Raw genomic sequence first — 21,934 nt, forward strand, 5'->3', positions numbered from 1 at the left:
CAGCGGGCAGGGTCAGGACTTCAACCGGCGGTGGAGCTCGACCGCGTCCCGTAGACCAAAGACTCGGGTCGCGCCTTCCGCCTGAGGGGAGCCTGCGTGCGCCTCGAGCCACGCCCTCTCCTGCTCCACGAACAGGTCGAAGGGGGTCTCGACCTGCTCTTGGTACCCGGTCGGGGTGATGCTGGTCACCGCGTAGTCGATGAAGAAGGGGTTCGAAGAGTCGATCCGGCTCCCCGCGGCTTCCGGATCCTTGTGCTTCACCAGGCCCAAGATGATCGCGTTGAAGGGGGTGTCGTTCGCCTCGAGCTCGGCGACCCAAGAGCTGATCATCTCCTGGGACTGGGTCGAGAAGTCTTCCGCCTTCACCATGAAGATCTGCGAGGTATAGCTCGACGGGATCGGCTGCCCGGGGCCCGTGGCGGCGCGCATGTCGAGGTTGGACTCGAGGGTGAAGGTCGAGGCGGTCTCGCTCGCGCTTTGTTGGGCGTAGGCGAAGGACACCCCCACCTCGCCGTAGGCGCTGGCTTCGAGCGCGCCGATGTTGGACTTCACGCGGGTCTTCCAGGCGAAGCGCATCGCGGCGTCGATGCTGATGCTGTGCCGGCTCACGTTTCGGTCGTTGTGGGCGAATTCATAGTCGACGGTGGTCGCTGATGCGTTTCCGATGACCCACCCCACCTGAGGGCTTCCCTGGGACGAGGCGAAGGACAGCTGAGGCTGCTCGCTCAGCGCGGTGTAGCGAGCGGTCTCAGCGTATGCGCCGAGGTCTCCAGGGACCGCCGCTGGGATGCCGTTCCACTCGCAATCCGGACGGATGTCGAAGGGCAGCGCGACGTACTCCTTGCGGACCGAGGAGTACTCGTAGAGCACGGTGGCGTCGATCGGCAGGTTCGGCAGGGTGTTGTCCGAGTCGTAGTCCGAGGTCGACTCGTCGACGAAGTAGTAGGCGTAGCCAGCGAGGCCGGCGAGCATGAAGTAGGCGTAGCCCCACGGCGGGACGAAGTAGCCGCCTCCCATGGGGTCTAGGGGGTACTGCGCGGTGTCGATGGTGAGCTCGCTGCTCATCCGGTCCATCTGCTGATAGACGCTGCTGAACATCGCGCCCAGGGCGATGGAGAAGGAGAGCGTCTTCTTCGTCCCCGCGATCTCTTCGACCCCGACCCCCCACGAGACCGCGCCGCCGACGTTGAGGGAGGCTCCGAACTGCGCGGAGACCTCGGTCTCGGCGAGGACGGACTCGGACTGCACGATCTTGACCGAGGACTTTTGGTAGCCGGCTCGGCCCGGGTTTTGAGTGATGATGGTGTTCGACATCGGGGGGGCGCCGCGGACCACCCCGAGCAGCACCGGCGGCATCACCATCGCGCTGACCACGGGGAGCGCTTCGCGGCGCAGGTGACCAAAGCTGTCGGTCTGCAGCGACAGGCCTCCGCTCCCGTAGACCACGCTGCAGCTTCGCGTCACGGGGAAGACCTGCGTCGTCAGGTTCTCGAGCTCTCGCTGGGTCTGAATCTCGTCGTTGGACTGTTCCGAGCGGTACGCGAGCCCAGGCGAGGTCCACATGGCGACGTTGCTGAGGTCCGCGACGCCAGGGAACACGTGCTTGACCTGCCTCCAGGTGCGGTCTTCTCCGTGATCTCCCGTGCCGTGGCGGACGAACTGCGTCACGGTCGCGTCGCCGTCGTCGTCTTGGTAGAACGAGATGTAGACGCGCCCGTCGACCGCGGTCTGGACCTTGGGGCGATTGGTAGCGATGGACGAGATGTCGGCTGTGAGGAGCTCCGTGCGCGACCCGAGCAGCGAAGGCGCGAAGGCGTCGCCTTGGTCGTTGCCGAGGTAGTACTCCACGGCGTAAATCCCCGGGTCTCCGGACGTCGCCTTGATGCCGAGTACGAGCATGTTCGTCGCGGCGTAGCCCTCATTGTTGGCGAGGGTCTGCACGCCGTTGATGATGGTGCCCATGGTGCGATCGAGGTTGAGCGACTCGTCCGGCGTCTCGAGCTCGTGGGCTTGGGAAGCGACCACCGTGGTGCCGAGGTCCGCGAGGTCCTCGTTGGAGAAGAAGCACAGCAGGTTCTTGTTCTTCGCGGCGTTGCGGGTGATCGTGACGACGCCTCCATCGATGGGCGACACGCTCACGCCCGTCGTCGGCAGCTTCGAGTAGCTCCCGTTTCCGTCCTGGTCGTACCGGAGCTTGGTGACCTGCGAGCTGGGGTTCGAGGGGGCCTCCCCGGGGGTGTAGTCGAAGGTGATCCGCGCGATGGCCAGGCGGGAGTCCGCGGTCGCAAAGAACACGTCGATGGCGCGCTGGTTCGGGTTGACTGCGTTCGGGTCAATCGGCGTCGCCCGGATCGCGGGGGCGGATTTGTAGCAGTCCCACCCCGGCGCGCAGTCGATGATTTTTTGGGTGGTGTCGTCTTGGGAGTAGAGGATCGCGTAGATCTTTCCGTCGCGATTGTAGGCCTCCCAGCGGTAATTGGGAGGTTGGTTGTAGAGCGCTGCGGTTCCAGACTGAATGGCCATCTAAAGCTCCCGTATGGCCCTCCCGTGTCAATGGACATGCCCTGGGAGTATGAGCATGAAGTTCGAATGCGCGCAAGAGTGTTGCCAATTTGGGTGTATTTTTATGTTGGTAGTTGGAAACATCTCCAGGCTCGAGCGCCCCCTTCGGACGAGGAGGTGGCTCGATGGAAACACCGAGAACTCCGGCTCGGCATCGCGTCGACGCCGCAAGAGCAGGGGAGACCACGCGACACCGGAAGCCCTGCGCTGCTCTTTGGAGCCGAACGAGCAGCTCGCTAGACCTCGTCGCTGCAGACCGCGAACGCTTCGCAGCTCTCGACCGCCGTGCACGCCTCGAAGGCCTTCGTCGCCGCGGCGCTCTTTTGGTCCTTGGCGCAGCTCAGCGCGCACTCGACGTAGGTGCTCGTCAGCGCGCGCTTGAGCTCGGCGAGGGCCTCGCCCTCGAGCTCGAGCCCTTCCGCCGCGGCCCCGCACGCGAGCGCGCGGGTACAAAAGGCGTCGCAGACCGGGTCGAGCCCGGGGCCCGGGTCGACGCCCTCGGGCAGCTCCGTGCCGGCCTCGGTCATGAGCGCGGCGCGGGAGTAGTCGATGCGGGACCAGCTGTCGAGGCAGCCGAGCATGCCGCCGCAGGAGCCGTGGTCGAGGCAGCCGAGCAGCTCGAAGCGGGCCCGGCCGCCCTCGGGGGAGGCCTCGCACTTGAGCCGGCAGCTCTCCTCGAGCTCGGCCTGGCGGGCGGTCTCGGCCTGGCAGGCGGGGGAGGGGCTGGGGGCGTCGTCGGCCGCGGCCGCGGCGGCCTCGTCCTCGCTGGCCTGGCTCGGGGGCGTGAGGGGGTCGTCGTCGCGGGCGCGGGCGCGTCGGCGGCCCGAGCTCTCGCCGCGGGCGTCCTCGCACAGCTCGGCGATGGCGCAGGCGCTGGCCTGGCTGCACAGGTTCTCGCAGCTGCGCTCGCCGGGGGGCGCGACGGCGGCGAGCCAGGGGCGGGCGAGCTCGGTGCTCAGGCAGCCCCAGTAGGCGTCGCAGGAGGACAGGGCCAGGCAGTCGCGCAGGCCCAGGCTGACGCGGGTGTCGTCGAACTCGGAGCAGCTGGCGTCGCAGGCCTCGGGGTCGCCGATGCGGCTGGCGAGCAGCACGGGGTCACCCGCGACCTGGCCGCGGGTGAGCTCGGGGGCGCAGCGGTCGAGGCGGCGGCAGCCGTCCTGGCACACGCGCTGGCTGTCGACGGTCTCGCTGGTGTCGAGGACGGGGGCGGCGTCGGGCTCCTCGCTGACCTCGCCGCCGCCGCGGCGGCACGCGCCCGCGCTCAGGGTCGCGCCGAGGGCGAGGAGCAGGGCCGCGGACAGAGCTCCGCGCCGCGCCGGACCCGCGAGGTGCCCCGTCGAGCGGGGGGTCATGTGCCGTGCTGGCTTCACGCCCGGGGAGTGTAGCGGATAGCATCCGGGCCATGGCCCGTCCGCCGCTGTGGATCTTTGGCTACGGCTCGCTGGTCTGGCGCCCGGCCTTTCCCTACGCCGAGCGCCACCCTGGCTGGGTGGAGGGCTACGCCCGTCGCTTTTGGCAGGGCTCGCCGGACCACCGCGGCGTGGTCGGGGCTCCGGGGCGCGTGGTGACCTTGCTGCCGCGAGCAGAGCTGCCTCGAGCGGAGCGGGTCGCGGTCTCGGAGCCGACGCGCTGCTGGGGCATGGTCTATCGCGTCGCCGAGGGTCACGAGGACGCGGTGCTCGCCGGCCTCGACCACCGCGAGAAGGCGGGCTACGAGCGCCTCGAGCTCCCCGTGCTGCGACCCGCTGGCGCGCCGACCGTCGAGCGAGCGCTGGTCTACCTCGCGCGCCCGGGCAACTCCGACTGGCTCGGCGCGGCGCCCCTGGTCGAGATCGCGGCGCAAATTCGGCGCAGCCACGGCCCGAGCGGATCCAACCGCGAGTACCTCCTGCGCCTGGCCGAGGCCCTCGCGCACATGGGCGCGGAGGACGAGCACGTGACGGCCCTCGCGCGGCTGGTGCAGGCGTGATGGGCGGGCGGCACGGGCGGCGGCGCTCGACCAAGCCCGTGCCCCTCGACATCGACCTCGAGGCGCGGACCATCGAGCTGCCCCAGATCCTGCGGCCGTTCACGATCCGCGTGCCGCCTTGCTTCGGCGAGCTCGATCGCGTCGAGCTGCGCGGGGACTTCCTGGTCGTGTTCGGCGCGGGCGGCAAGGCCAGCTACCACCTCGGCGAGCCGGGCGACCCGAAAGCGCGGCTGCGGGCCGGCTACATGGCGTGGAAGAGCCTGCGCAAGGCGGTGTTCGAGCACGCCGTCGACCCGCGCTGGCGCCGGCGCGTCGACGTGGTCGTGACCTACTACCGCAACGGCAAGGGGAACTGTGACGCTGGCGCCCACGGGCAGGTGTTCGTCGACAAGGCCATCGTCTGCCAGGGCCGGGAGGTCGCCCGCGATCTCGGCCGCGCCCTCGAGGCCCTGCTGCACCTGCGCCCGGCCGAGCGCCTCGCCGCCGAGGACGAGCCGCTGATCCGCGCCTTCGCGCTCTTGGCCCCCGCGGGCAGCCTCGACGACGCAGACGTCGACGCCCTCGCGCAGCGCCTGGACGCGGCGGGCGAGGGCGACGCAGAGCCGTGGGCGAGCTTCCTGAAGCTGCGCCGCACACCCTGAGCCGGAGCTCGCCAGCGGCCGCCAAACCCCGAAGCTGCTCCCCGTTAAACCAAGAAGCTGCTCACCCCCGCCAAACCACGCCCCCCTTCAGGGGGCGGCCACATGCGGTCTAGAAGGCACGAACTCCATTGCCCACCAGCCAGAGCGGAGGAGCGGACAGCGACGAAGCGTCCCCGGTCCCAGCCGCCTGCGGGGGCCTAAAAGTCCCCGAAGAGTTCGGAGATGCGGACGTCGAGGGCGTTGGCGATCTTGAACAGCGAGGACACCGAGGCCGAGGACTCGGCGCGCTCGATCTGGCTCAGCAGCGACACGGACAGGTTCGTCCGCCGACCCATCTGCTTGAGGGTCAGGCTGCGCTGGCGCCGGACCTCGCGGATGCGCTTGCCGATGGTGATGTGCAGCTCGTCCTCGCGGCGCACGACGATGCCCTTTTTGCGGGCAACGCGTGCGATCGTTTCTCGCATGTCCTCGCCGCTGAAGGGCTTTTGCATGTAGGCCGAGACGTCGAGGTTGATGGCGTCCGTCGCCGACTCGAGGCTGGGGTAGGCGGTCAGGATGATCGCCGCGATGTCCTTGTCGACCTTGCGGATCTTCTCGAGCAGCTGGAGGCCGTTGATGCCCGGCATCTTCAGGTCGAGGATCAGGATGTGGTAGTTCTCCTTGGCCTTGAGCTTGGCGAGGCCCTGGTCGGGGTCGTTGATGGCCACGACCTCGCAGCCGTCCGGCGTGAGTAGCTCTTGGAGGTACTCGCAGACCTTGACGTCGTCGTCGATGATCAGAACGCGCAGGCGAGACACGAGGCGATCATGCCAGCTTTTCGCGCGGCTGTGCGCCGAACCTCGCGACACCCCGCGCGGGTGAGGGGCGTCGGTGCGCCCCCGCGTGCGGTCGCCGGATCGCTCGTTGGCGATCCGATCAGTCAGCGCCGGGCGGATGGGCAGGGCCGCGCATGGGCTGCCGCCTCCCATCCGCGCCTACTGCATCGCCCGCGCGGCCCAAAAGGCGAGAGGGAGGGACCTTGCGATCCCTCCCTCTCGTGTCGGGGCGAGAGGATTTGAACCTCCGACCTTTCGGTCCCGAACCGAACGCGCTACCAAGCTGCGCTACGCCCCGTTTCGGAGCGCGGTAGGTAGCAGAGGCACCGAGCCTTGTCAAAGCGAAACCTGCGAAACGGCCCCAGACGGCCGCTGAGCGTGAGCTAACTAGCAGGCCGGGGTACGGGCGAGGCCTCAGCGACGCTCGCGGAGGTTCTGCGTGCGCCCCGCGGACTGGAAGGCGATGCCCATGCGGAAGGCGCCCACGCTGAACTCGTCGTCCGGCCCGAGGACCGCCGGCTGGTGCACGGGCTCGTCGTTGATCTGCACCGTGCCGTCGCCAATGATCGGGCGCAGCTGCGGGCGATTCGGAATCCCGCTCCACTCGACGATGGCGTGGACGCGCAGGATGCTGTCGTGGCGCAGCTTGATCTCGCAGCGCTCCCCGCTGCCGATGCGGTAGGAGCCCGGGAGGAACAGGCGCTCCTCCGGGTCGCGCTCGCCGGGGTGGAGGATGCGGAGGTTGGCGGCGACCGGGATGCCCATGTCGCGGTGCAGCACGTAGCCGAGGATGTTGGCGAGGGCGCCGGCGTCGGGCGGGCGCTTGGCCGGGTCCTTGTCGAGGGCGCGCATCACCCCGCGGACCAGGGGCGCGGGCAGGTCGTCGCAGTTGGGCTGCTGGTCGAGGGGGACGATGTCCGTGTCCTTGTGACACTTGAGCCACAGCAGCGGCTGCTTGGAGAACTCTTCCTTGACCGACTTGAGCGAGCGGTTGAGGTGGAAGGGGGAGCAGGCGCTGAGCAGCTCGTAGAGGATGAGCCCGAGGCTGTAGACGTCGCTGGCGGGGCTCAGCTCCCGGGTCACGAGCTGTTCGGGCTGGGCGTAGTGGGGCGTGCCCACGACCATGTGGACCTGCGTCGCGTTGACCCCGACCACGGGCGTGCCGTCCCACGAGCGGGCCAACCCGAAGTCGAGGACGCGGATGTGCCCGCTGCGTTCGACGTAGATGTTCTCGGGCTTCACGTCGCGGTGGACGATGCCCTTGGCGTGGGCCTCGGCCAGGCCAAGGCAGATCTGGTGGACGATGGTGACCGCCTGCGAGGGCGTCAGGGGGGTGGCGAAGTCGTGCCACTCGTCGAGGGCGTGGCCGTCGAGGCACTCCATCAACATGTAGATGTGGCCGTCGGGGCGCAGGCCGCAGTCGAAGGTGCGCACGACGTGCGGGTTGCTGAGGCTGCGCAAGATCGTGATCTCGCGGAGGGCTCGCTGGGCCTGGTCGCCGGCGGTCACCGGCTCCTTGGTCAGCTTGAGCGCGAGGGGCTCGTCGTAGCCGGGGACATCGACCTTGTAGACGCACGCGAACGCCCCCGTACCGAGGACGTCCAGGATCCGAATGTTGCCGGCGTAGACGTCGCCTGGCTGCAACTCGAGCGTCATCGTGGTAGGGGCCGACCGTATCACGAGTCGCATGACGAGCGCACGACAAGCAAAACGAGCGCGGGCTTGCCTGCAGCCCCTGGAGGACCTCGACGACGACGCCATCGCCAGGCTGCGCGTGGTCGCCACGGACATCGACGGGACCCTGACCCGCGCAGGCGCGCTGCGGGCCGAGCTGCTCACGGCCTTTGAGGCCCTGGGGGCCGCCGGGGTGCAGCTCATCCCGATCAGCGGGCGCCCTGCCGGTGAGGTCCTGGGCCTGTGCCGCTACCTCCCAGGGGTCGAATTCGGGGTCGCGGAGAACGGGCTGTTCGAGATCGTGCCCGACCACGCGCCGCGCTGGCTCGGCGAGCCCACCCAGCTCGACCGCCTCGTCGCCGTCGGTGAACACCTGAACCGGGAACATGCGGCCAAGCTCCGGCGGACCGGGGACGCCTTTTGTCGCCTCGGGGACGTGGCCTACGAGCGCGATGGGCGCGAGGAGGGGGAGCTCGAGCGCCTGCGTGTCGCGGCCGAGGCCGAGGGCGTGTGCTTGATCTGGTCGACGGTGCACATCCACCTCGCCGAGCGCGTGCCCGACAAGGGCGCGGGCTTGCTGGCCCTGTTCGCCGAGCGCGAGATCGATCCGCGCGCGGTGGTGACGATCGGCGACTCGCCCAACGACGTCGGCCTGTTCGCGCCCCACGAGTCGGGGGCGGCGCGCTTTGGCCTGACCGTGGGCACGGCCGACGTGCCGGCCAAGCGCGAGTGGTTCGCGCACCTGCCCGAGCGGGTGACCCGACAGCGCGAGCTCGACGGCTTCCTCGAGCTGAGCGCTCGCCTGCTAGCGACGCGCTAGGCGAATCCCTGCACACGCCGATCAATGTGCGCGCACCGTGGATCACACGGTCGCCGCACGTCGCCAGGCGTCGTCTGGGCGTGGTCGCTGACAAAAACTTCGACCTATAGTTCGCGCGCGACAGGAGACGCGCAGCCATGAAAGTCGGAGTCCCCAAGGAGATCAAGAACCACGAGTACCGAGTCGGCATGCAGCCCGCGGGCATCCGCGCGCTGGTCAAGGCCGGGCACGAGGTCGTGGTCCAACGCAGCGCGGGCCAGGGCAGCGGCTTCGAAGACGACGACTTCGTCGGCGCCGGGGCTCGCTTGGTCGACACCGCGGCCGAGGCCTGGGACGCCGAGATGGTCGTCAAGGTCAAGGAGCCGCTCGCGGAGGAGTACGACTTCTTCAAGGCAGGGCAGATCCTCTACACCTACCTGCACCTCGCGGCCGTCCCCCAGCTGACCCGCGCGCTCATGGACAAGAAGGTCCGCGGCGTCGCCTACGAGACCATCACCGATGCCCACGGCGGCCTGCCCCTGCTCCGCCCGATGAGCGAGATCGCCGGGCGCATGGCCCCGCAGGTCGGGGCGTGGTCGCTCGAGAAGGCCAACGGCGGCCGCGGCATGCTGCTCGGCGGCGTGCCCGGGACCCGGCGCGGTCGCGTGACCGTGATCGGCGGCGGCATCGTCGGAACCGCGGCGGCCCGCATCGCCATCGGCCTGGGCGCCAAGGTCACCGTGCTCGACATCAACGCCGCGCGCATGAGCTACCTCGAGGACGTGTTCGGCACCAAGATCGAGACCCTCTACTCCAACGCGGAGAACATCGAGAAGTACGTGCTCTCGGCCGACATGGTCATCGGCGCCGTGCTGGTCCCTGGCGCCGCCGCGCCCAAGCTGGTCACCGAGACCCTCGTCCAGGGCATGAAGGCCGGCAGCGTCGTCGTCGACGTGGCCGTGGATCAGGGCGGCTGCATCGAGACCTGCCGCCCGACCACGCACCAAGAGCCCACCTACATCGCCCACGACGTGGTCCACTACTGCGTCGCCAACATGCCCGGCGCCGTGCCGCGGACGAGCACCTACGCCCTGACCAACGCGACCTTGCCCTACTGCCTCGAGCTGGCCAACAAGGGCGCCGACGCGGCGATCCGCGAGTCGCTCGCCGGCAACGGGCACCTCGCCGAGGGCGTGAACACCTGGGACGGCGCGTGCACCATCGACGCCGTGGCCCGGGCCTGCGAGGTCGACTTCACCAGCCTCGCCAACGCGCTCGGCTGAGCTGAGCGCGGCCGCCTGGCGACGACGAGAGGCGAGCGCCGTCGGTGACCCGGCGGGGCTCGCTTTCGTCATGCTCGTCGGCGTGACGCCGCGCAGCCTCGCCGCCCTGGCCCTCGCTCTGACCCTCGCCGCGGGCTGCTCGGAGGCCAGCGGGGACGAGGACGCGAGCGCCTCGTCCTCGACGCCCGCGCCCTCGGAGCAGGCCGAGCCAGATCCAGCTCCCGAGCCGCCCGAGGGCGCGGTCCAGGCCGTGGCGCTCAGCCAGGTCTACTGGAGCAGCTCCAACCCCTCCCTGGGTCCCCACGAGGTCACGTCCAGCGCCTCCGTCGGCCCGGGCAGCTTCGAGAGCCCCGCGGCCTGGGAGGCCGCGGCCGCCCGCTTGCTCGACGACACGAAGGTCAACGGGGTCGCGAGCTTGCGCGAGTACATGCTCGCGGTGATCAACAAAGACGGGGCTGCGCTCGCGCGCATCTCGGCCGCCGACAACGACGAGCTCCGGGAGGGGGGCGGCTACGCCTCGCTGGCCCTGACGACCACCGACGGGCAGCGCGTGCGCATCTCCAACCTGAAGCAGACCCGGCTGAGCGGGCGCTGGAGCAGCTTTTGGGACGAGCACCTGCGCGGACGGATCGTCCGGGACGAGCCGCCCGGCGAGGTGCTGCCGGTGCTGAAGGACGAGGCGCTGCGGGGCTCAGCCGACGCGCCGCCGCCAGAGTAGCTGGGTGGCCGCCCCGTGCGCTCGGCCCGTGCGGGACGCAATGACAATCTACGAGTAGACTCTCCCCATGCTCACCCGTCTCGAAGTCGATGGCTTCAAGAATCTGCTCGGCTTCGCGGTCGACTTCGGGCCGTTCACGTGTATTGCAGGGCCCAACGCCGTCGGGAAGTCCAATGTCTTCGACGCCATTGATTTTCTGAGCGCGCTTGCGGATCGCTCACTGCTCGAAGCGGCCAGCTTGGTGCGGACGACACACAGTCGGGCTGGTGACCCTCGGGACTTGTTCTGGACGGATGGTGTACGTCGAGCAGCAGTGATGCGCTTCGCCGCCGAGATGATCGTGAGCCCGCATGTCGAGGACGCGTTCGGTCGACGCTCGGAGCCATCGACGACCTACATGCGCTACGAGGTCCACCTCGGCTACGAGGCGCCGACTGGGCTCGCTACTCGAGGGCGGCTCGTGCTGTTGCATGAAAAACTCGAGCATATTCGGCGCGATGAAGCCTCCAAGCGTTTGGGGTTTAAACACAGCGCGAAGAAATTTCGCCAAGCCGTACTTCGAGGCCGGCCCACTGGCAAGCACCCGTTCATCTACACCGAGCGCAATGTTGACGGGCAACTCGTCATCAATCAGAGCCAAGATAAACACGGTGGGCGCCCCTCGCCGTCCCCTGCCAAGAGTGCCCAGGCAACTCTCGCAAGTGGAGTCGCCACGACGGAGCATCCGACAATTTTGGCGGCCCAGAAAGAAATGCAGTCCTGGCGCCGGCTCGCGTTGGAACCAGCGGCCATGCGTGAGCCAGACGCGTTCTCGGCTCCAAATACTCTGGGGGTCGATGGCTCTCGGCTAGCCGCTACACTATACTCGCTGGCCAATCGGCAGGAGGGGGAAGATGCTGCTCCCGAGGAAGTATACGCAGCTTTGGCAAATCGGATGTCTGACTTGGTGCCTGTTCGCGGTATCAGAGTCGAGCGTGATGACAAGCGGGAGTTGCTGACTCTAGAACTCGAAGGGCTAGAGGGAGGCTTCTTGCCGGCTCGTGCGCTGTCGGATGGAACCCTTCGCTTCTTGGCGTTAGCTGTGTTGGGGATCGACCCTCGCGAGCGTGGGGTCATTTGCATGGAGGAGCCAGAGAACGGTATCCACCCTGCGCGTATCGAGGCGATGGTAGAACTCGTGTGTAGTTTGGCCGTCAATCCCATGGAGGAACTCTCGCCGGTGAATCCGTTCAGGCAGATTGTCATTAATACACACTCGCCAGGCCTGATTCGATTTGTTCATTCCCGTGATCCTGACGCACTGCTGTTTGCGAAACTGGCTGGTTACAAGGACTCCGAAACGAGTACTGCGCGGGTGCTTCGCTTGTTGCCCGTGGTGGGGTCGCGGAGGGCTGCGATGGCCGAGGGGGGAAGCCTTGAGCTCTATGAGGTGTTGGACTACCTCCAGCCTGACCCACGGACCTACGGCACTCTGCCGGGGGCACAGTTGAACCTCGCAGCTAGCGAAGGACAGGGGTGGGGGGAAATGAAGGAATGAAGCTGTCATTTGTGTTCATTGGTGAAGGTCCGACAGATGCCTTGCTGACTCCGCACCTGGAGCGGCTTTGTCTCGAAGCGGATCCTCGAGTGATCGAGGTGCGAGGAACTCATATTGACTTCAGCAGTATTCCCGGAGCGCCAGGCCGGAGACTCGTCGACCAGCTATCGTGGGTTAGAGAGCATGCCTCACGTGCAGATATCGTGTTTATCCATCGTGACGCCGATAGTCGGGATGCTGAACCTGTCCGACAACGGATCGCTAAGGCAGTCTCTACAGCGGGCATTGAGGCGAAGTGGGTAGCTGTCGTTCCCGTTCAGGAGCTCGAGGCGTGGCTATTGGTAGACGAGGCGGCCATTCGCCTTGCTGTGGCAAACCCAAGGGGGAAGGCGAGCCTTGACCTGCCCAAGCCCAAGCACGTCGAGATGCGTGCAAACCCGAAGGAGGCGCTCAAGAAGGCGATCGTGGTGGCTGGAAAAAGCGGTCGTGCTGCGGCGAACTTCGCCGAGGCTCGACGACGCCTACTCGAGCGCATCGATATCCATGGCCCGGTTTCTCAGCTGCCGGCCTGGCGGCGACTCGTAGACGACGTAGGTGCTGTTGTGACGGAGCTGCTACGGGAGCGTGGGGAGTGACGAGCCTGACAGGGTCACTCGGTCAGGCGCCGCCGGGCGCCGGCGAAGGGCCCTCCGACGAGCCCCAGGACCAGTAGCCCCAGCGCGACGCCCAGCGGGCTGTGGTCCTGGCCGTCGCTCGAGCACCCGCAGCTGACCTCGCCCTGCTCGTCGAGGCCCGCGCCGGTGTCGCTGCCGTCGCCGCCGATCTCCTCGCCGCCGCCGGCGCCGGTGCCCCCCTCGGCGCCGCCGGTGGTTCCGCCCTCGCTCCCGCCGTCGTCGCTCCCGGTGCCGGCGCCGGTGCCCCCCTCAGAGCCGCCCGTGTCTCCGGTGCCGCCGGCCTCGGACTTGCACACCAGGCCGGCCTGCTGCTCGGCGTGGGCGCTGAGGATGGCCTCGCTGTTGTCTTGCACGACCTGCGGCGGGCCCATGGCGGGGACCTGCTCGACGCGCAGGGCCCGGGGCATGTCAGGGAAGTCGGGGTAGGCCGTGCCGCTGGGCTGGCAGATCTGGACGAGCTGCTGCCCGCCCTGGTCCGCGCTGGCCTCGAACTCGACGTCGAACAGCCGGTCGCCGCCGCACTGGATCAGCGAGTCGGTGAGCACCGTGCGCGAGACCTCGGGCAGGTCTTCGTTGACGTGGAAGGTGGGGTCCGCGGTCATCTCGTTGGGCGAGATGGTGGTGTGCAGGCGGGTGAGGTAGGGCCAGGTGTCGAGCAGGTCGGCGGCGTGCATGCCCGGGACGATGACGCGCTCGGCGAGGGCCTCGCTGAAGGCCACGTCGTCCCAGGCGTCGAGGTCGATCTCGTCGGCGAAGGACTCGATGTTGGACCAGAACTGGTTGGTGTCGACGCCGTCGGGGGGCGGGATGAACTCGGCGAGCAAGACCCGGACCATGGGGTGGGTGTTGAGGCCCTGGCCGACGATGATGTCGAGGGCCTCGATGGGGTCGGCGCCGAGGAAGTCGGTCTCGTCCCACAGCGCGTTGTAGATGTTCGAGGTCGAGCTCGGGGTGTCGCCGGCGTAGTCCGTGGCGAAGGCCCGCTCGCCTCGTCGGCGGCGATCGCCAGCACGTCGATGTAGCGGGCCAGGCTGCCCGCGCTCCACCGGTAGGCGAGGGGGTTGAGCACGACGTGGGCGTAGTTGCTCGGGACCCAGCGGGCGGTGTCGAGGAAGTAGGCGCGCACGCCCATGTCCTCCTCGGCCGCGACGGCGGTCAGGGGCGGGAAGTCAGCGATGGCGGCGGCGCCCAGCTCCGAGGCCGGCGAGGATCAGCAGGCCCATGGCGACGCCGAGGGGGCTGTGGTCCTGGCCATCGCTCGAGCACCCGCAGGTGACGTCGTAGGGCAGTTCGTAGCTCCCCCCGCTCTCGTCGTCGCCGAGCTCATCGCCGCCGTCGCCGCCATCCGCTGCGCCCCCGCCCGGGTTGGACAGGCAGGTCTGCGTGGCCTGCTGGGTGGCGTGGGCGTCGAGGATGGCCGCGCTGTTGTCCTGGACGACCTGGGGCGGGCCCATCTCGGGGATCTGCTCGATGCGCAGCGCCGTGGGCATGGCCTCGAAGCTCGGGTAGCTGGTGCCGTCGGGCTGGCAGACCTGGACGATCTGGGCGCCGCCGAGGTCCTCGCTGGCCTCGAAGGCGACGTCGTAGACTTGGTCGCCCCCGCACATCACGAGGGAGTCGGTGACCACCAGCGGGTCGACCTCGGGCAGGTCGGCGTTGACGTGGAAGGTGGGGTCCTCGGTCATCTCGCTGGGCGAGATGGTGGTGTGCAGGCGGGTCAGGTAGGGCCAGGTGTCGAGCAGGTCGGCGGCGTGCATGCCCGGGACGATGACGCGCTCGGCGAGGGCCTCGCTGAAGGCCACGTCGTCCCAGGCGTCGAGGTCGATCTGGTCCTCGAAGGCGCCGATGTTGCTCCAAAACTGGGTCGGGCTGACGCCCTCGGGGGGCGGGATGAACTCGCTGAGCAGGGCGCGGACGAGGGCGTGGGTGTTGAGGCCCTGCTGGACGATGAGGTCGAGGGCCTCGATGGGGTCCGCGCCGAGGAAGGCGGCCTCGTCCCACTGCGCGCTGTAGATGGTGTTGGTCGCGCTCGGGGTCTCGCCGGCGTAGTCCGTGGCGAAGGCCCGCCCCCCGGCCTCGTCGACGGCCAGGCTCAGGACCTCGAGCAGGGAGCTCCCGCCGGGGCCCCAGCCGTAGGCGAGGGGGTTGAGGACGACGTGCTGGTAGTTGGTCGGGGCCCAGCGCGCGGCGTCGAGGAAGTAGGCGCGCACGCCCATGTCCTCTTGGGCGGCGATGGCCGTGAGCCGCAGGGGCACGCAGGGCTCCTCGGCCTGGAAGCGGAACGCGAGCGGGTGGATCTCCTCGACCGCGGCCCCGGCGGTGAGCTTGACGGCGGCGAGCAGGAAGCCCTCGTCGATGTAGTCCTGGAGGATCGGCTCGGCGTCGGGGTCCTGGGCGTAGTCGTTGGCGTCGAGGAATTCGACGACCTCCTGGGCCGTGCCGCCCTGGAGCACGATGACCTCGAAGGCGCCGACGGTCTCCTCGAGCAAGACCTCCGGGGGGCCCTCGCCGACGTCGAGCTTGATCGAGCCCTCGTCACCGAAGCCCTCGGAGCCGCCGCCGTCGGCGTTGGGGTCGTCGGCGGTGCACTCGTAGCTGAGCTCGGTGCTCCAGCGCGGCGCGGTGTGCTGGCTCAGCCGGGCGAACAGGGCGTCGGAGCCGACCTGCACCTCGGGCAGGGCCTGGAGGGGCACGACCCACGCGAAGCGCTCGGCCTCGCCCTCGTACTGGATGCGCACGTGGACCTCGATGTCCGTGCCGTCGCGGACGAACAGGATGTCTTCGCCCCGTTGGTCCACGGGCATGGGCTCGGCGACGTTGTCGCAGAAGGTCCCGCCGCAGGCGGCGGCCTCGGGGCTGGGGGCGAGGGCGGCGAGGCCAGCGAAGACGGCGAGCGCGGAGGTGGCGAGGGTGGAGGTCGAGCGAAGCCAAGCCATGGCGCGAGCATACCTGGGACACCGGGGCCTTCGTAAATCGCGGATCCTTGCGTCCGAGCTGCTCGCAGGTCGCTCTCTTTTAGCCGTCGTGGACGACGCCACGCCCTCCCTGCCCCACGTCCACGACTCGGAGCAGGCTCACACGCGCCGACGCCAGCGCCTCTGCCCCGGGCGCAGGCCGGCGAGGATCAGCAGGCCCAGGGCGAGCCCGACGGGCACGCGGCCCGGGTCGTCCGCGCTCGAGCACGCGCAGGCCACGTTCTGCGGCATGGCGCCGTCGTCCGCCTGGCCGCCCGCGCTCTCGTCGTCGCCGAGCTCGTCCTCGCCCCCTTCGGAGTTCGACTCGCACCAGACCTTCGAGTCCCAGGCCGCGTGGCTGGCGAGGATGGCCTCGCTGTTGTCTTGGATCACCTGGGGCGGGCCCATCTCGGGGATCTGTTCGATGCGCAGCGCCGCCGGCATGTCGACGAACTCCGGGGGATCGGACCAGTCGGGCTGGCACACGCGCACGGTCTGGCTGCCGCCCTGGTCCGCGGACGCGTCCACGGCCACCTCGTAGAGCTGGTCGCCGCCGCACAGCACCGGCGCGCTCGTGACCTGCTGGGGCGCGACCATGGGCAGGTCCGGGTTGACGTGGAAGGTCGGGTCGACGGTCATCTCGTGGGGCGAGATCGTGGTGTTCAGGCGGGTCAGGTAGGGCCAGGTGTCGAGCAGATCGGCGGCGTGCATGCCGGGGACGATGACCCGCTCGGCGAGGGCGTCGGCGAAGCCCTGGCCGTCCCAGGCGTCGAGGTCGATGAGCTCGGTGTACTCCCAGATGTTGCTCCAAAACTGGTTGGGGCCGAGGTCCGGGGGCGGCGGGATGTACTCGAGCAGGATCTGGCGGACCAGCGGGTGGGTGTTGAGGTTTTGCTGGACGATGTACTCGAGGGCCTCGACCGGATCGGCGTCGATGTAGACGCTCTCGTCCCAGCCCTCGTCGTAGATGTCGGCGTTGGGGGGCGGGGTCTGGCCGGCGTAGTCCGTGGTGAAGGCCCGGCCCCCGGCCTCGTCGGCGGCCAGGCTCAGCAGCTCGACGTAGCGCATGAGCGGGGTGATGTTGGTGCTCCACCACGGGTAGGCGAGGGGGTTGAGGGTGACGTGCTGGTAGTTGGTCGGGGCCCAGCGGGCGGTGTCGAGGAAGTAGGCGCGCACGCCCATGTCCTCCTGGGCGGCGATGGCCGTGAGCCGCAGGGGCACGCAGGGCTCGTCGGCCTGGAAGCGGAAGCTCAGCGGGTGGATCTCCTCGACCTCGGCGCCGGCGGTGAGCTTGACGGCGGCGAGCAGGAAGCCCTCGTCGATGTAGTCCTGGAGGATCGGCTCGGCGGCGCCGTCTTGGGCGTAGTCGTTGGCGTCGAGGAAGTCGACGACCTCCTGGGCCGTGCCGCCTTGGAGCACGACGACCTCGAAGGCGCCGACGGTCTCTTCGAGGACCACGTCGGGCCCGCCCGCGCCCGAGAAGTCTTCCTCGGGGATGAAGCTGATGCCGCCGCCGTCATCCTCGTAGTTGGGGCTGTCCTCCTCGCACTCGTAGCTGCGCTGGATGGTCCACCGCGGCGCGGTCTGCTGGCTCAGCCGGGCGAACAGCGGGTCGGAGCCGACGGACACCTCGGGGATGGCCTGGATGGGCACGATCCACGCGAAGCGCTCGGCCTCGCCCTCGTACTGGATGCGCACGTGGACCTCGATGTCCGTGCCGTCGCGGACGAACAGGATGTCCTCGCCGGACTGGTCCACGGGCATGGGCTGGCCGACGTTGTCGCAGAAGGTCCCGCCGCATGCGTGGGTCACGCCAGGCTGGGCCGCGAAAACCGCAGACGCGCAAACTAGGGGTGCCAGAACACGGAAGAGTTTTGGGGTGAGCGTGGGCGCTGGGCGCTGTCGCTCTCTGTCATGGTCGGGCTGGGGGGCCAGGAAGGTCATGGAGAGACTCTAACTCAAAAACTGGCAAAACTAGGATTAAATTTGAAATGTTTGTTTTGTTTCATTCTCTTGCCGGTCCGGGACCCCGCTGGCAGTGTTCTCGCCCCGCATGCTCGCTCCGGTCCTCAGTCTTGCCGCCGCACTTTGCGCGCCAGCTCCCGAGTCCGCTCTAGAGGCCGCTCCCGAGCCCGGCGAAGCCAGGGCCCGACCCGGCGTGAGCTTGTCCTTCGCCTTCGAGCCCCGGGTCGGGAGCTACCGCGATCACGACGAGACCTTGAGCGCCTACGGCTACGTCCCCGTGGGCTCGCCGGTGCAGCTCGCCTACGGCCTGCGGGGTCGGGTCTACGCCAGCTCGGGGTGGATCTTCGGCGCGTCCATGACCTACGGCTTTCGCTCCGCGGAGGGCCAGCCCGTGCCGACGACGACGACCCTCTTCGACCTCGGCTTTGGCGTGGGCCACCAGCTGGGGCTTGGCTTTCAGGCGACGCTGGACCTGGGCTTTTCGGCGCTGACCCACACCGTGGGCGGCCCGGTCGACGGCGGCGCGCTGGTCTACCTCGGCCCCGCCTTCGCGCCGCGGGTGGGCTACGTGATCCCGCTGCCGCCGACGCCCTCGGGCAGCGGGCCCTACCTGCTCGTCAGCGCGGGCTACTCGGCCCACGTCCCCGTGGGCGCGGCGCACCAGCAGCCGCTGTGGGAGGCGGGCTTCGAGCGCGGGGTCGTGCACGCGGGCTTGTTTGCGATCGAGAGCGGCTTCGCGGTGGGCGTGCAGCGATGGCGGTGGCGCTCGTGAACGGGAGGGCGCGGGTGGGTCTGGTCGCCGTGTTCGCGGCCGGCGTGGGTCTGGGCTCGGGCCTGAGCGCCGGGGGCTGCCAGGACGCCTGCGAGCCGCCGCCGGAGTTTGGCCTGGGCGAGCCGACGGCGTGGGAGCAGGCCTTCCTCGACGGCGGCGGCCTGCCGCCTTCGCCCCCGCCGTCCCAGACCCTCGCCGAGGACGGCCTGGCGCTGGTCCACTACGAGTGGATCCCCGCGGGCTGGACCGGCGAGGGCCCGGCGGTGGTCTTCGTCCACGGCTCCTCGGCCCACGCCGCGCTCTACTCGTTGATCGGCCAGACCCTGGCGGACGAGGGGGTCTACGCCCGGCTCATCGATCTGCGCGGCCACGGGCGCTCGGTGTGCCTGGCCGAGGACGCGTGCGGGGACCCCAGCGGGCCGCGGAGCTTCGTCGACGACGGCCGCTACTGGGCGGGTCGGCCGGGGGACAGCGCCGACCCCGATCAGATCGTCCGAGACCTCCGCCAGCACCTCGACGAGGTCCGCGCGGCCTGGCCCGAGGCGCCGCTGTTCGTCGCCGGCCACTCGAGCGGCGGCGGCGTGGTCAGCCGGATGGTCGCCACCGGCGGGATGGCGGGGCTGTCCGGCGCGATGCTCCTGGCGCCCTTCAACCACCCCGAGCAGCCCCAAAACGAGCTGGGCAGCTGGGACTGCGGGCGGGTCGTCGGCACGGACTACGCCCACGTCCACCTCCCCGTGCTCGGGGCGGCGCGCCGCGGCGAGGTCCACCGCTACACCCTGTCCTTCCACAAGCCGCCCGAGTACGCCGACCCCCTCGACACGCTGTGGAACAGCTACACCACGGCCCAGGGCATGGCCGCCCCGGACCCCGAGAGCTTCCACGCCGCGTTCACCCAGCCGACGCTGTGGGTGGTCGGCGAGCAAGACGCGCTGTTCGACCTCGACGCCTCCCGGGCCGAGCACGCGCGCATGCCCGGCGCGGCCGCCTTCGTGGTCGTCGAGGACACCAGCCACGTCGGGATCAGCTGGAGCGCGGGCACGGCCCGGCTGCTCGCGGACTTCGCCAAGGACCCGGCGAGCGTGGCCGCGGGGACCATCAGCCCGGGCTGAAGGCGGCGTAGGCCAAGCTGGCGATCATCGTGACGGCGATGCAGACCAGCAGCAGGTCGAGGCCCTTGCGGAAGGTCTCGACCTCCATGCGCTCGGCGAGGCGACCCCCGATGGGCACGGCGATGACCGCGACGATCGACATGAGGACGGCGAGCACGAGGTAGTCCGAGTTGAACAGCCCGGTGCTCGAGTAGCCGGGGAAGCGGACCACCGGGAGGGCGATCTGCATGACCGCGATGGTGGCGATGAAGTGGACCCGCGAGAGGCCGTAGCCCTTGAAGGCGATGGCCATGGGCGGGCCCGCGGCGCCGGCGAGGCCGCCGGCCGTGCCCCCGAGCAGGCCCCAGGCGATCAGGCCGCGGGGGCCGAACTCGAACTCGCGCTGCAGCACTCGGGGCAGGATGACCACGGCCAGCACCAGGCCGGCGATCAACGCCTTGATCACCTGGGGGTCGAGGTTTCCGGTGAAGAAGGCGGCGACGAAGGCGAGCGGCAAGGCGGCGCTGGCGAGGTAGGCGATGGCCTTCCAGTCGACGTCGCGGCCAAACAGCGCCAGCTTGGCGACGCCGTTGGCGACCAGGGGCGGGAGCACCATGGCCACGGCCTCCGCTGGGCTCAGGACGAGCATCAGCGTGGGCATGAGGATGACCGGACCGCCGACGCCCAGGGTCGAGGCGACCAGGAAGGCGAAGAACGCCCCGAGCACCAGGCCCGCGACGGTCAGCGGCGGGAGGCCGAGGCTGACGGCCAGCACGCCGCGAGCCTAGCAGCCGGCGCCCCCAAGGAAGACCCGCGCGGGTCTCGGGGTCGATCCCGCTCCGGGGGAGGGGAGGGCTGGCGAAGCGGGCGTGGATCGCCCCGTGCGGGCGACAATTGGGCTCGTCGCTCAATATCTCGCTTTTGCCCGTGGAATAATTGTCACGCATGCGATCTCGAGCGTGGCGTGGCGTGCTCGGATTTCCGCTTCCAATGCTCGAGCTCGTCCTTTGACCCTCACAGGCACCCCCTGGTGAGGGAGGGCATGCACTAGCCCTCGGGCCGGCGAAACCCGACCCTCAGCGCACGTTTCGAATGCTCACAGCGGGGCGGCCGCGAGCGTCGGCGGTCGACCCCATGCGGGGATGGGTTCCACGGAGCCCGAGCCGTAGCCTCCGCGAGACAGCGGGGCTGCTTCGTGCTAACTCGGCTCCGATCTGGCTCCGTTTGGGCTCCCGATTGGCTCCGCCAGCCGGTGACGCAGCCTTCGAGGCAAACCCCATGCACCGCTCCCTCTCCGTCACCCGTCTCGCCCTCGGAAGCGCTCTCTTGGCCCTGTGCCTCAGCTCCTCGCTCGCGTGCGAGGGCGGCCCGCCCGGGAGCCGCGGAGGACCGGGCGGTCAGGAGGGCCCGATGGAGGAGCCCGAGGAGCGCGCGACGCCCGTGCTCCTGGCGACCGTGGCCAAGGGGACCATCGAGGGCAAGATCCGCGCGGCCTCGACCATCGAGGCCGAGATGCAGGTGACCGTGCACGCGGAGTCCACGGGGCGCGTGACCAGCTTGGCCCTCGAAGAGGGCGACGCCGTCGAGCGCGGCCAGACCCTCGCGCGCATCCGCCGGGACGCCCAGAGCTCGAGTGTCGACCGCGCGAACAAGGGCCTGGTCAACGCCCAGCGCGAGTACGACCGGGTCGCGGAGCTCTACGCCAAGGGCATCGCCAGCCAGTCCGAGCTCGACACCGCCGAGAACAACCTCGAGCTGGCCAAGCTCGACAAGCGCGACCGTCGGCGCGACCTGGCCAACACCACCGTCGTCGCGCCCTTCGACGGGATCATCACCCAGCGCTTCGTCGACGAGGGCGGCTTCGTCGGCAGCGGCAACCAGGTGTTCGAGATCACCGACTTCGACACCCTCGTCGCCCGGGTCTACGTGCCCGAGCGCGAGCTCGACCGCATCGCCGTGGGCCAGGACGCGGCCATCGTCGGCAAGGCGGCCAAGGGCCGCGAGGGCGTCGGCCAGGTCAAGCGCATCGCGCCCATCGTCGACGCGACCACGGGCACGGTGAAGGTCACCATCGGGCTGCCGGCGGCGCTCTCGGAGGGCGGCAAGGGCTTCCTCCCGGGCATGTACGCCGAGGTCACGCTGACCACCGAGGTCCACGCCGACATCCCCGTGCTGCCCAAGCCGGCGCTGGTCTACGAAGAGGAGCAGACCTTCGTGTTCATCGCCGAGGGCGACCGGGCCAAGAAGGTGCTGGTCGAGACCGGCCTCGCCAACGAGGACTTCGTCGAGGTGCTCAGCGGCATCGAGGCGGGGGCGACGATCATCGTCGCCGGCCAGGCGGGCCTCAAGGACGGCGGGCTCATCGAAGAGGTCGACGCCAAGGGGGTCAAGAAAGAGCCCGAGGGCGACAAGGTCGCCGGTGACGGCGACGCGGGGCCCCGAGAGGGCGTGGCCGCCAAGGCTGGCTGAGGAGCACGACG

At 69.5% G+C, this 21,934-nt stretch carries 18 protein-coding genes and 1 tRNA gene; 10 read left to right on the plus strand and 9 right to left on the minus strand.

Features of this window, described 5'->3' with window-relative positions:
• Positions 1 to 12: 12 nt before the first annotated feature.
• Together PPSIR1_RS18675 and PPSIR1_RS18680 are read right to left on the minus strand one after the other, a co-directional pair.
• Positions 13 to 2,523 carry a hypothetical protein gene (locus PPSIR1_RS18675; RefSeq protein WP_006972679.1) on the minus strand — a complete coding sequence of 837 codons (2,511 nt, stop codon included), beginning with the start codon at positions 2,521 to 2,523 and terminating at the stop codon, positions 13 to 15.
• A gap of 275 nt (positions 2,524 to 2,798) precedes the next feature.
• The gene (locus PPSIR1_RS18680) at positions 2,799 to 3,932 is read right to left on the minus strand and encodes a hypothetical protein (RefSeq protein WP_157595702.1); all 1,134 of its coding nucleotides are present in this window, start codon (positions 3,930 to 3,932) and stop codon (positions 2,799 to 2,801) included.
• Between the two features lie 32 nt (positions 3,933 to 3,964).
• Between PPSIR1_RS18680 and PPSIR1_RS18685 the strand changes: the two genes are divergently transcribed.
• Together PPSIR1_RS18685 and PPSIR1_RS18690 are read left to right on the plus strand one after the other, a co-directional pair.
• Positions 3,965 to 4,531, plus strand: a complete 567-nt coding sequence (locus tag PPSIR1_RS18685; RefSeq protein ID WP_006972681.1) for a gamma-glutamylcyclotransferase — start codon at positions 3,965 to 3,967, stop codon at positions 4,529 to 4,531.
• Entirely contained in the window at positions 4,531 to 5,172 is a 642-nt protein-coding gene (locus tag PPSIR1_RS18690) for a hypothetical protein (protein ID WP_006972682.1), read from the plus strand. Before PPSIR1_RS18685 ends, PPSIR1_RS18690 begins: the two co-directional genes overlap by 1 nt.
• A gap of 197 nt (positions 5,173 to 5,369) precedes the next feature.
• Here the strand turns inward: PPSIR1_RS18690 and PPSIR1_RS18695 are convergent, their stop codons facing one another.
• From PPSIR1_RS18695 to PPSIR1_RS18705, 3 genes are all read right to left on the minus strand, one after another.
• Positions 5,370 to 5,969, minus strand: a complete 600-nt coding sequence (locus PPSIR1_RS18695; RefSeq protein WP_006972683.1) for a response regulator — start codon at positions 5,967 to 5,969, stop codon at positions 5,370 to 5,372.
• A gap of 242 nt (positions 5,970 to 6,211) precedes the next feature.
• Positions 6,212 to 6,285, minus strand: a tRNA-Pro gene (locus tag PPSIR1_RS18700).
• Positions 6,286 to 6,401: 116 nt separating this feature from the next.
• A complete protein-coding gene (locus tag PPSIR1_RS18705; RefSeq protein ID WP_006972684.1) occupies positions 6,402 to 7,643 on the minus strand; it encodes an FHA domain-containing serine/threonine-protein kinase in 1,242 nt (413 codons plus the stop codon).
• Positions 7,644 to 7,674: 31 nt separating this feature from the next.
• Here PPSIR1_RS18705 and PPSIR1_RS18710 point away from each other — a divergent pair, with 31 nt between their 5' ends.
• The 5 genes from PPSIR1_RS18710 to PPSIR1_RS46285 all read left to right on the plus strand — a co-directional run bounded on the left by PPSIR1_RS18710 (position 7,675) and on the right by PPSIR1_RS46285 (position 12,633).
• Positions 7,675 to 8,481, plus strand: coding sequence for an HAD family hydrolase (locus tag PPSIR1_RS18710; RefSeq protein ID WP_006972685.1), 807 nt, complete (start codon positions 7,675 to 7,677; stop codon positions 8,479 to 8,481).
• A 137-nt stretch (positions 8,482 to 8,618) separates the two neighbouring features.
• Positions 8,619 to 9,743, plus strand: a complete 1,125-nt coding sequence (ald, locus tag PPSIR1_RS18715) for an alanine dehydrogenase (RefSeq protein ID WP_006972686.1) — start codon at positions 8,619 to 8,621, stop codon at positions 9,741 to 9,743.
• Positions 9,744 to 9,825: 82 nt separating this feature from the next.
• A complete protein-coding gene (locus PPSIR1_RS18720; RefSeq protein WP_157595703.1) occupies positions 9,826 to 10,461 on the plus strand; it encodes a hypothetical protein in 636 nt (211 codons plus the stop codon).
• Between the two features lie 67 nt (positions 10,462 to 10,528).
• Positions 10,529 to 11,998 carry an AAA family ATPase gene (locus PPSIR1_RS46280; protein ID WP_086001466.1) on the plus strand — a complete coding sequence of 490 codons (1,470 nt, stop codon included), beginning with the start codon at positions 10,529 to 10,531 and terminating at the stop codon, positions 11,996 to 11,998.
• Positions 11,995 to 12,633: a DUF4276 family protein gene (locus PPSIR1_RS46285; RefSeq protein WP_086001467.1), complete on the plus strand. Its 639-nt coding sequence runs from the start codon at positions 11,995 to 11,997 to the stop codon at positions 12,631 to 12,633. Before PPSIR1_RS46280 ends, PPSIR1_RS46285 begins: the two co-directional genes overlap by 4 nt.
• Before the next feature lie 14 nt (positions 12,634 to 12,647).
• Here PPSIR1_RS46285 and PPSIR1_RS18725 read toward each other — a convergent pair whose 3' ends face one another.
• From PPSIR1_RS18725 to PPSIR1_RS18735, 3 genes are all read right to left on the minus strand, one after another.
• Positions 12,648 to 13,718 (minus strand): MYXO-CTERM sorting domain-containing protein, encoded by a 1,071-nt coding sequence (locus tag PPSIR1_RS18725; RefSeq protein ID WP_006972689.1) that lies wholly within the window; start codon positions 13,716 to 13,718, stop codon positions 12,648 to 12,650.
• Between the two features lie 123 nt (positions 13,719 to 13,841).
• Positions 13,842 to 15,608, minus strand: coding sequence for a DUF2330 domain-containing protein (locus PPSIR1_RS18730; RefSeq protein ID WP_006972690.1), 1,767 nt, complete (start codon positions 15,606 to 15,608; stop codon positions 13,842 to 13,844).
• A 138-nt stretch (positions 15,609 to 15,746) separates the two neighbouring features.
• Complete coding sequence (locus tag PPSIR1_RS18735; protein WP_006972691.1) at positions 15,747 to 17,438, minus strand: DUF2330 domain-containing protein; 1,692 nt, start codon at positions 17,436 to 17,438, stop codon at positions 15,747 to 15,749.
• A gap of 346 nt (positions 17,439 to 17,784) precedes the next feature.
• Here PPSIR1_RS18735 and PPSIR1_RS18740 point away from each other — a divergent pair, with 346 nt between their 5' ends.
• Together PPSIR1_RS18740 and PPSIR1_RS18745 are read left to right on the plus strand one after the other, a co-directional pair.
• On the plus strand, positions 17,785 to 18,363 hold the full coding sequence (locus PPSIR1_RS18740) for a hypothetical protein (RefSeq protein ID WP_006972692.1): 579 nt from the start codon (positions 17,785 to 17,787) through the stop codon (positions 18,361 to 18,363).
• Positions 18,345 to 19,475 carry an alpha/beta hydrolase gene (locus PPSIR1_RS18745; RefSeq protein WP_006972693.1) on the plus strand — a complete coding sequence of 377 codons (1,131 nt, stop codon included), beginning with the start codon at positions 18,345 to 18,347 and terminating at the stop codon, positions 19,473 to 19,475. The genes PPSIR1_RS18740 and PPSIR1_RS18745 overlap by 19 nt, the downstream gene beginning before the upstream one ends.
• Here PPSIR1_RS18745 and PPSIR1_RS18750 read toward each other — a convergent pair.
• A complete protein-coding gene (locus tag PPSIR1_RS18750; RefSeq protein ID WP_006972694.1) occupies positions 19,462 to 20,229 on the minus strand; it encodes a sulfite exporter TauE/SafE family protein in 768 nt (255 codons plus the stop codon). The two genes, PPSIR1_RS18745 and PPSIR1_RS18750, sit on opposite strands and share 14 nt — an antisense overlap.
• 503 nt (positions 20,230 to 20,732) lie before the next feature.
• Here PPSIR1_RS18750 and PPSIR1_RS18755 point away from each other — a divergent pair.
• Entirely contained in the window at positions 20,733 to 21,923 is a 1,191-nt protein-coding gene (locus tag PPSIR1_RS18755) for an efflux RND transporter periplasmic adaptor subunit (RefSeq protein ID WP_006972695.1), read from the plus strand.
• Positions 21,924 to 21,934: the final 11 nt, after the last annotated feature.

Source organism: Plesiocystis pacifica SIR-1, from assembly GCF_000170895.1.
Lineage (GTDB): Bacteria > Myxococcota_A > Polyangia > Nannocystales > Nannocystaceae > Plesiocystis > Plesiocystis pacifica.

Excerpts from the sequence above, each read along its gene's own strand:
- PPSIR1_RS18675 (WP_006972679.1), bottom strand. The coding sequence starts at position 2,523 with ATGGCCATTCAGTCTGGAACCGCAGCGCTCTACAACCAACCTCCCAAT.
- PPSIR1_RS18685 (WP_006972681.1), top strand. The coding sequence starts at position 3,965 with ATGGCCCGTCCGCCGCTGTGGATCTTTGGCTACGGCTCGCTGGTCTGG.
- PPSIR1_RS18690 (WP_006972682.1), top strand. The coding sequence starts at position 4,531 with ATGGGCGGGCGGCACGGGCGGCGGCGCTCGACCAAGCCCGTGCCCCTC.
- PPSIR1_RS18705 (WP_006972684.1), bottom strand. The coding sequence starts at position 7,643 with ATGACGCTCGAGTTGCAGCCAGGCGACGTCTACGCCGGCAACATTCGG.
- PPSIR1_RS18710 (WP_006972685.1), top strand. The coding sequence starts at position 7,675 with ATGACGAGCGCACGACAAGCAAAACGAGCGCGGGCTTGCCTGCAGCCC.
- ald (WP_006972686.1), top strand. The coding sequence starts at position 8,619 with ATGAAAGTCGGAGTCCCCAAGGAGATCAAGAACCACGAGTACCGAGTC.
- PPSIR1_RS46280 (WP_086001466.1), top strand. The coding sequence starts at position 10,529 with ATGCTCACCCGTCTCGAAGTCGATGGCTTCAAGAATCTGCTCGGCTTC.
- PPSIR1_RS46285 (WP_086001467.1), top strand. The coding sequence starts at position 11,995 with ATGAAGCTGTCATTTGTGTTCATTGGTGAAGGTCCGACAGATGCCTTG.
- PPSIR1_RS18730 (WP_006972690.1), bottom strand. The coding sequence starts at position 15,608 with ATGGCTTGGCTTCGCTCGACCTCCACCCTCGCCACCTCCGCGCTCGCC.
- PPSIR1_RS18745 (WP_006972693.1), top strand. The coding sequence starts at position 18,345 with ATGGCGGTGGCGCTCGTGAACGGGAGGGCGCGGGTGGGTCTGGTCGCC.
- PPSIR1_RS18755 (WP_006972695.1), top strand. The coding sequence starts at position 20,733 with ATGCACCGCTCCCTCTCCGTCACCCGTCTCGCCCTCGGAAGCGCTCTC.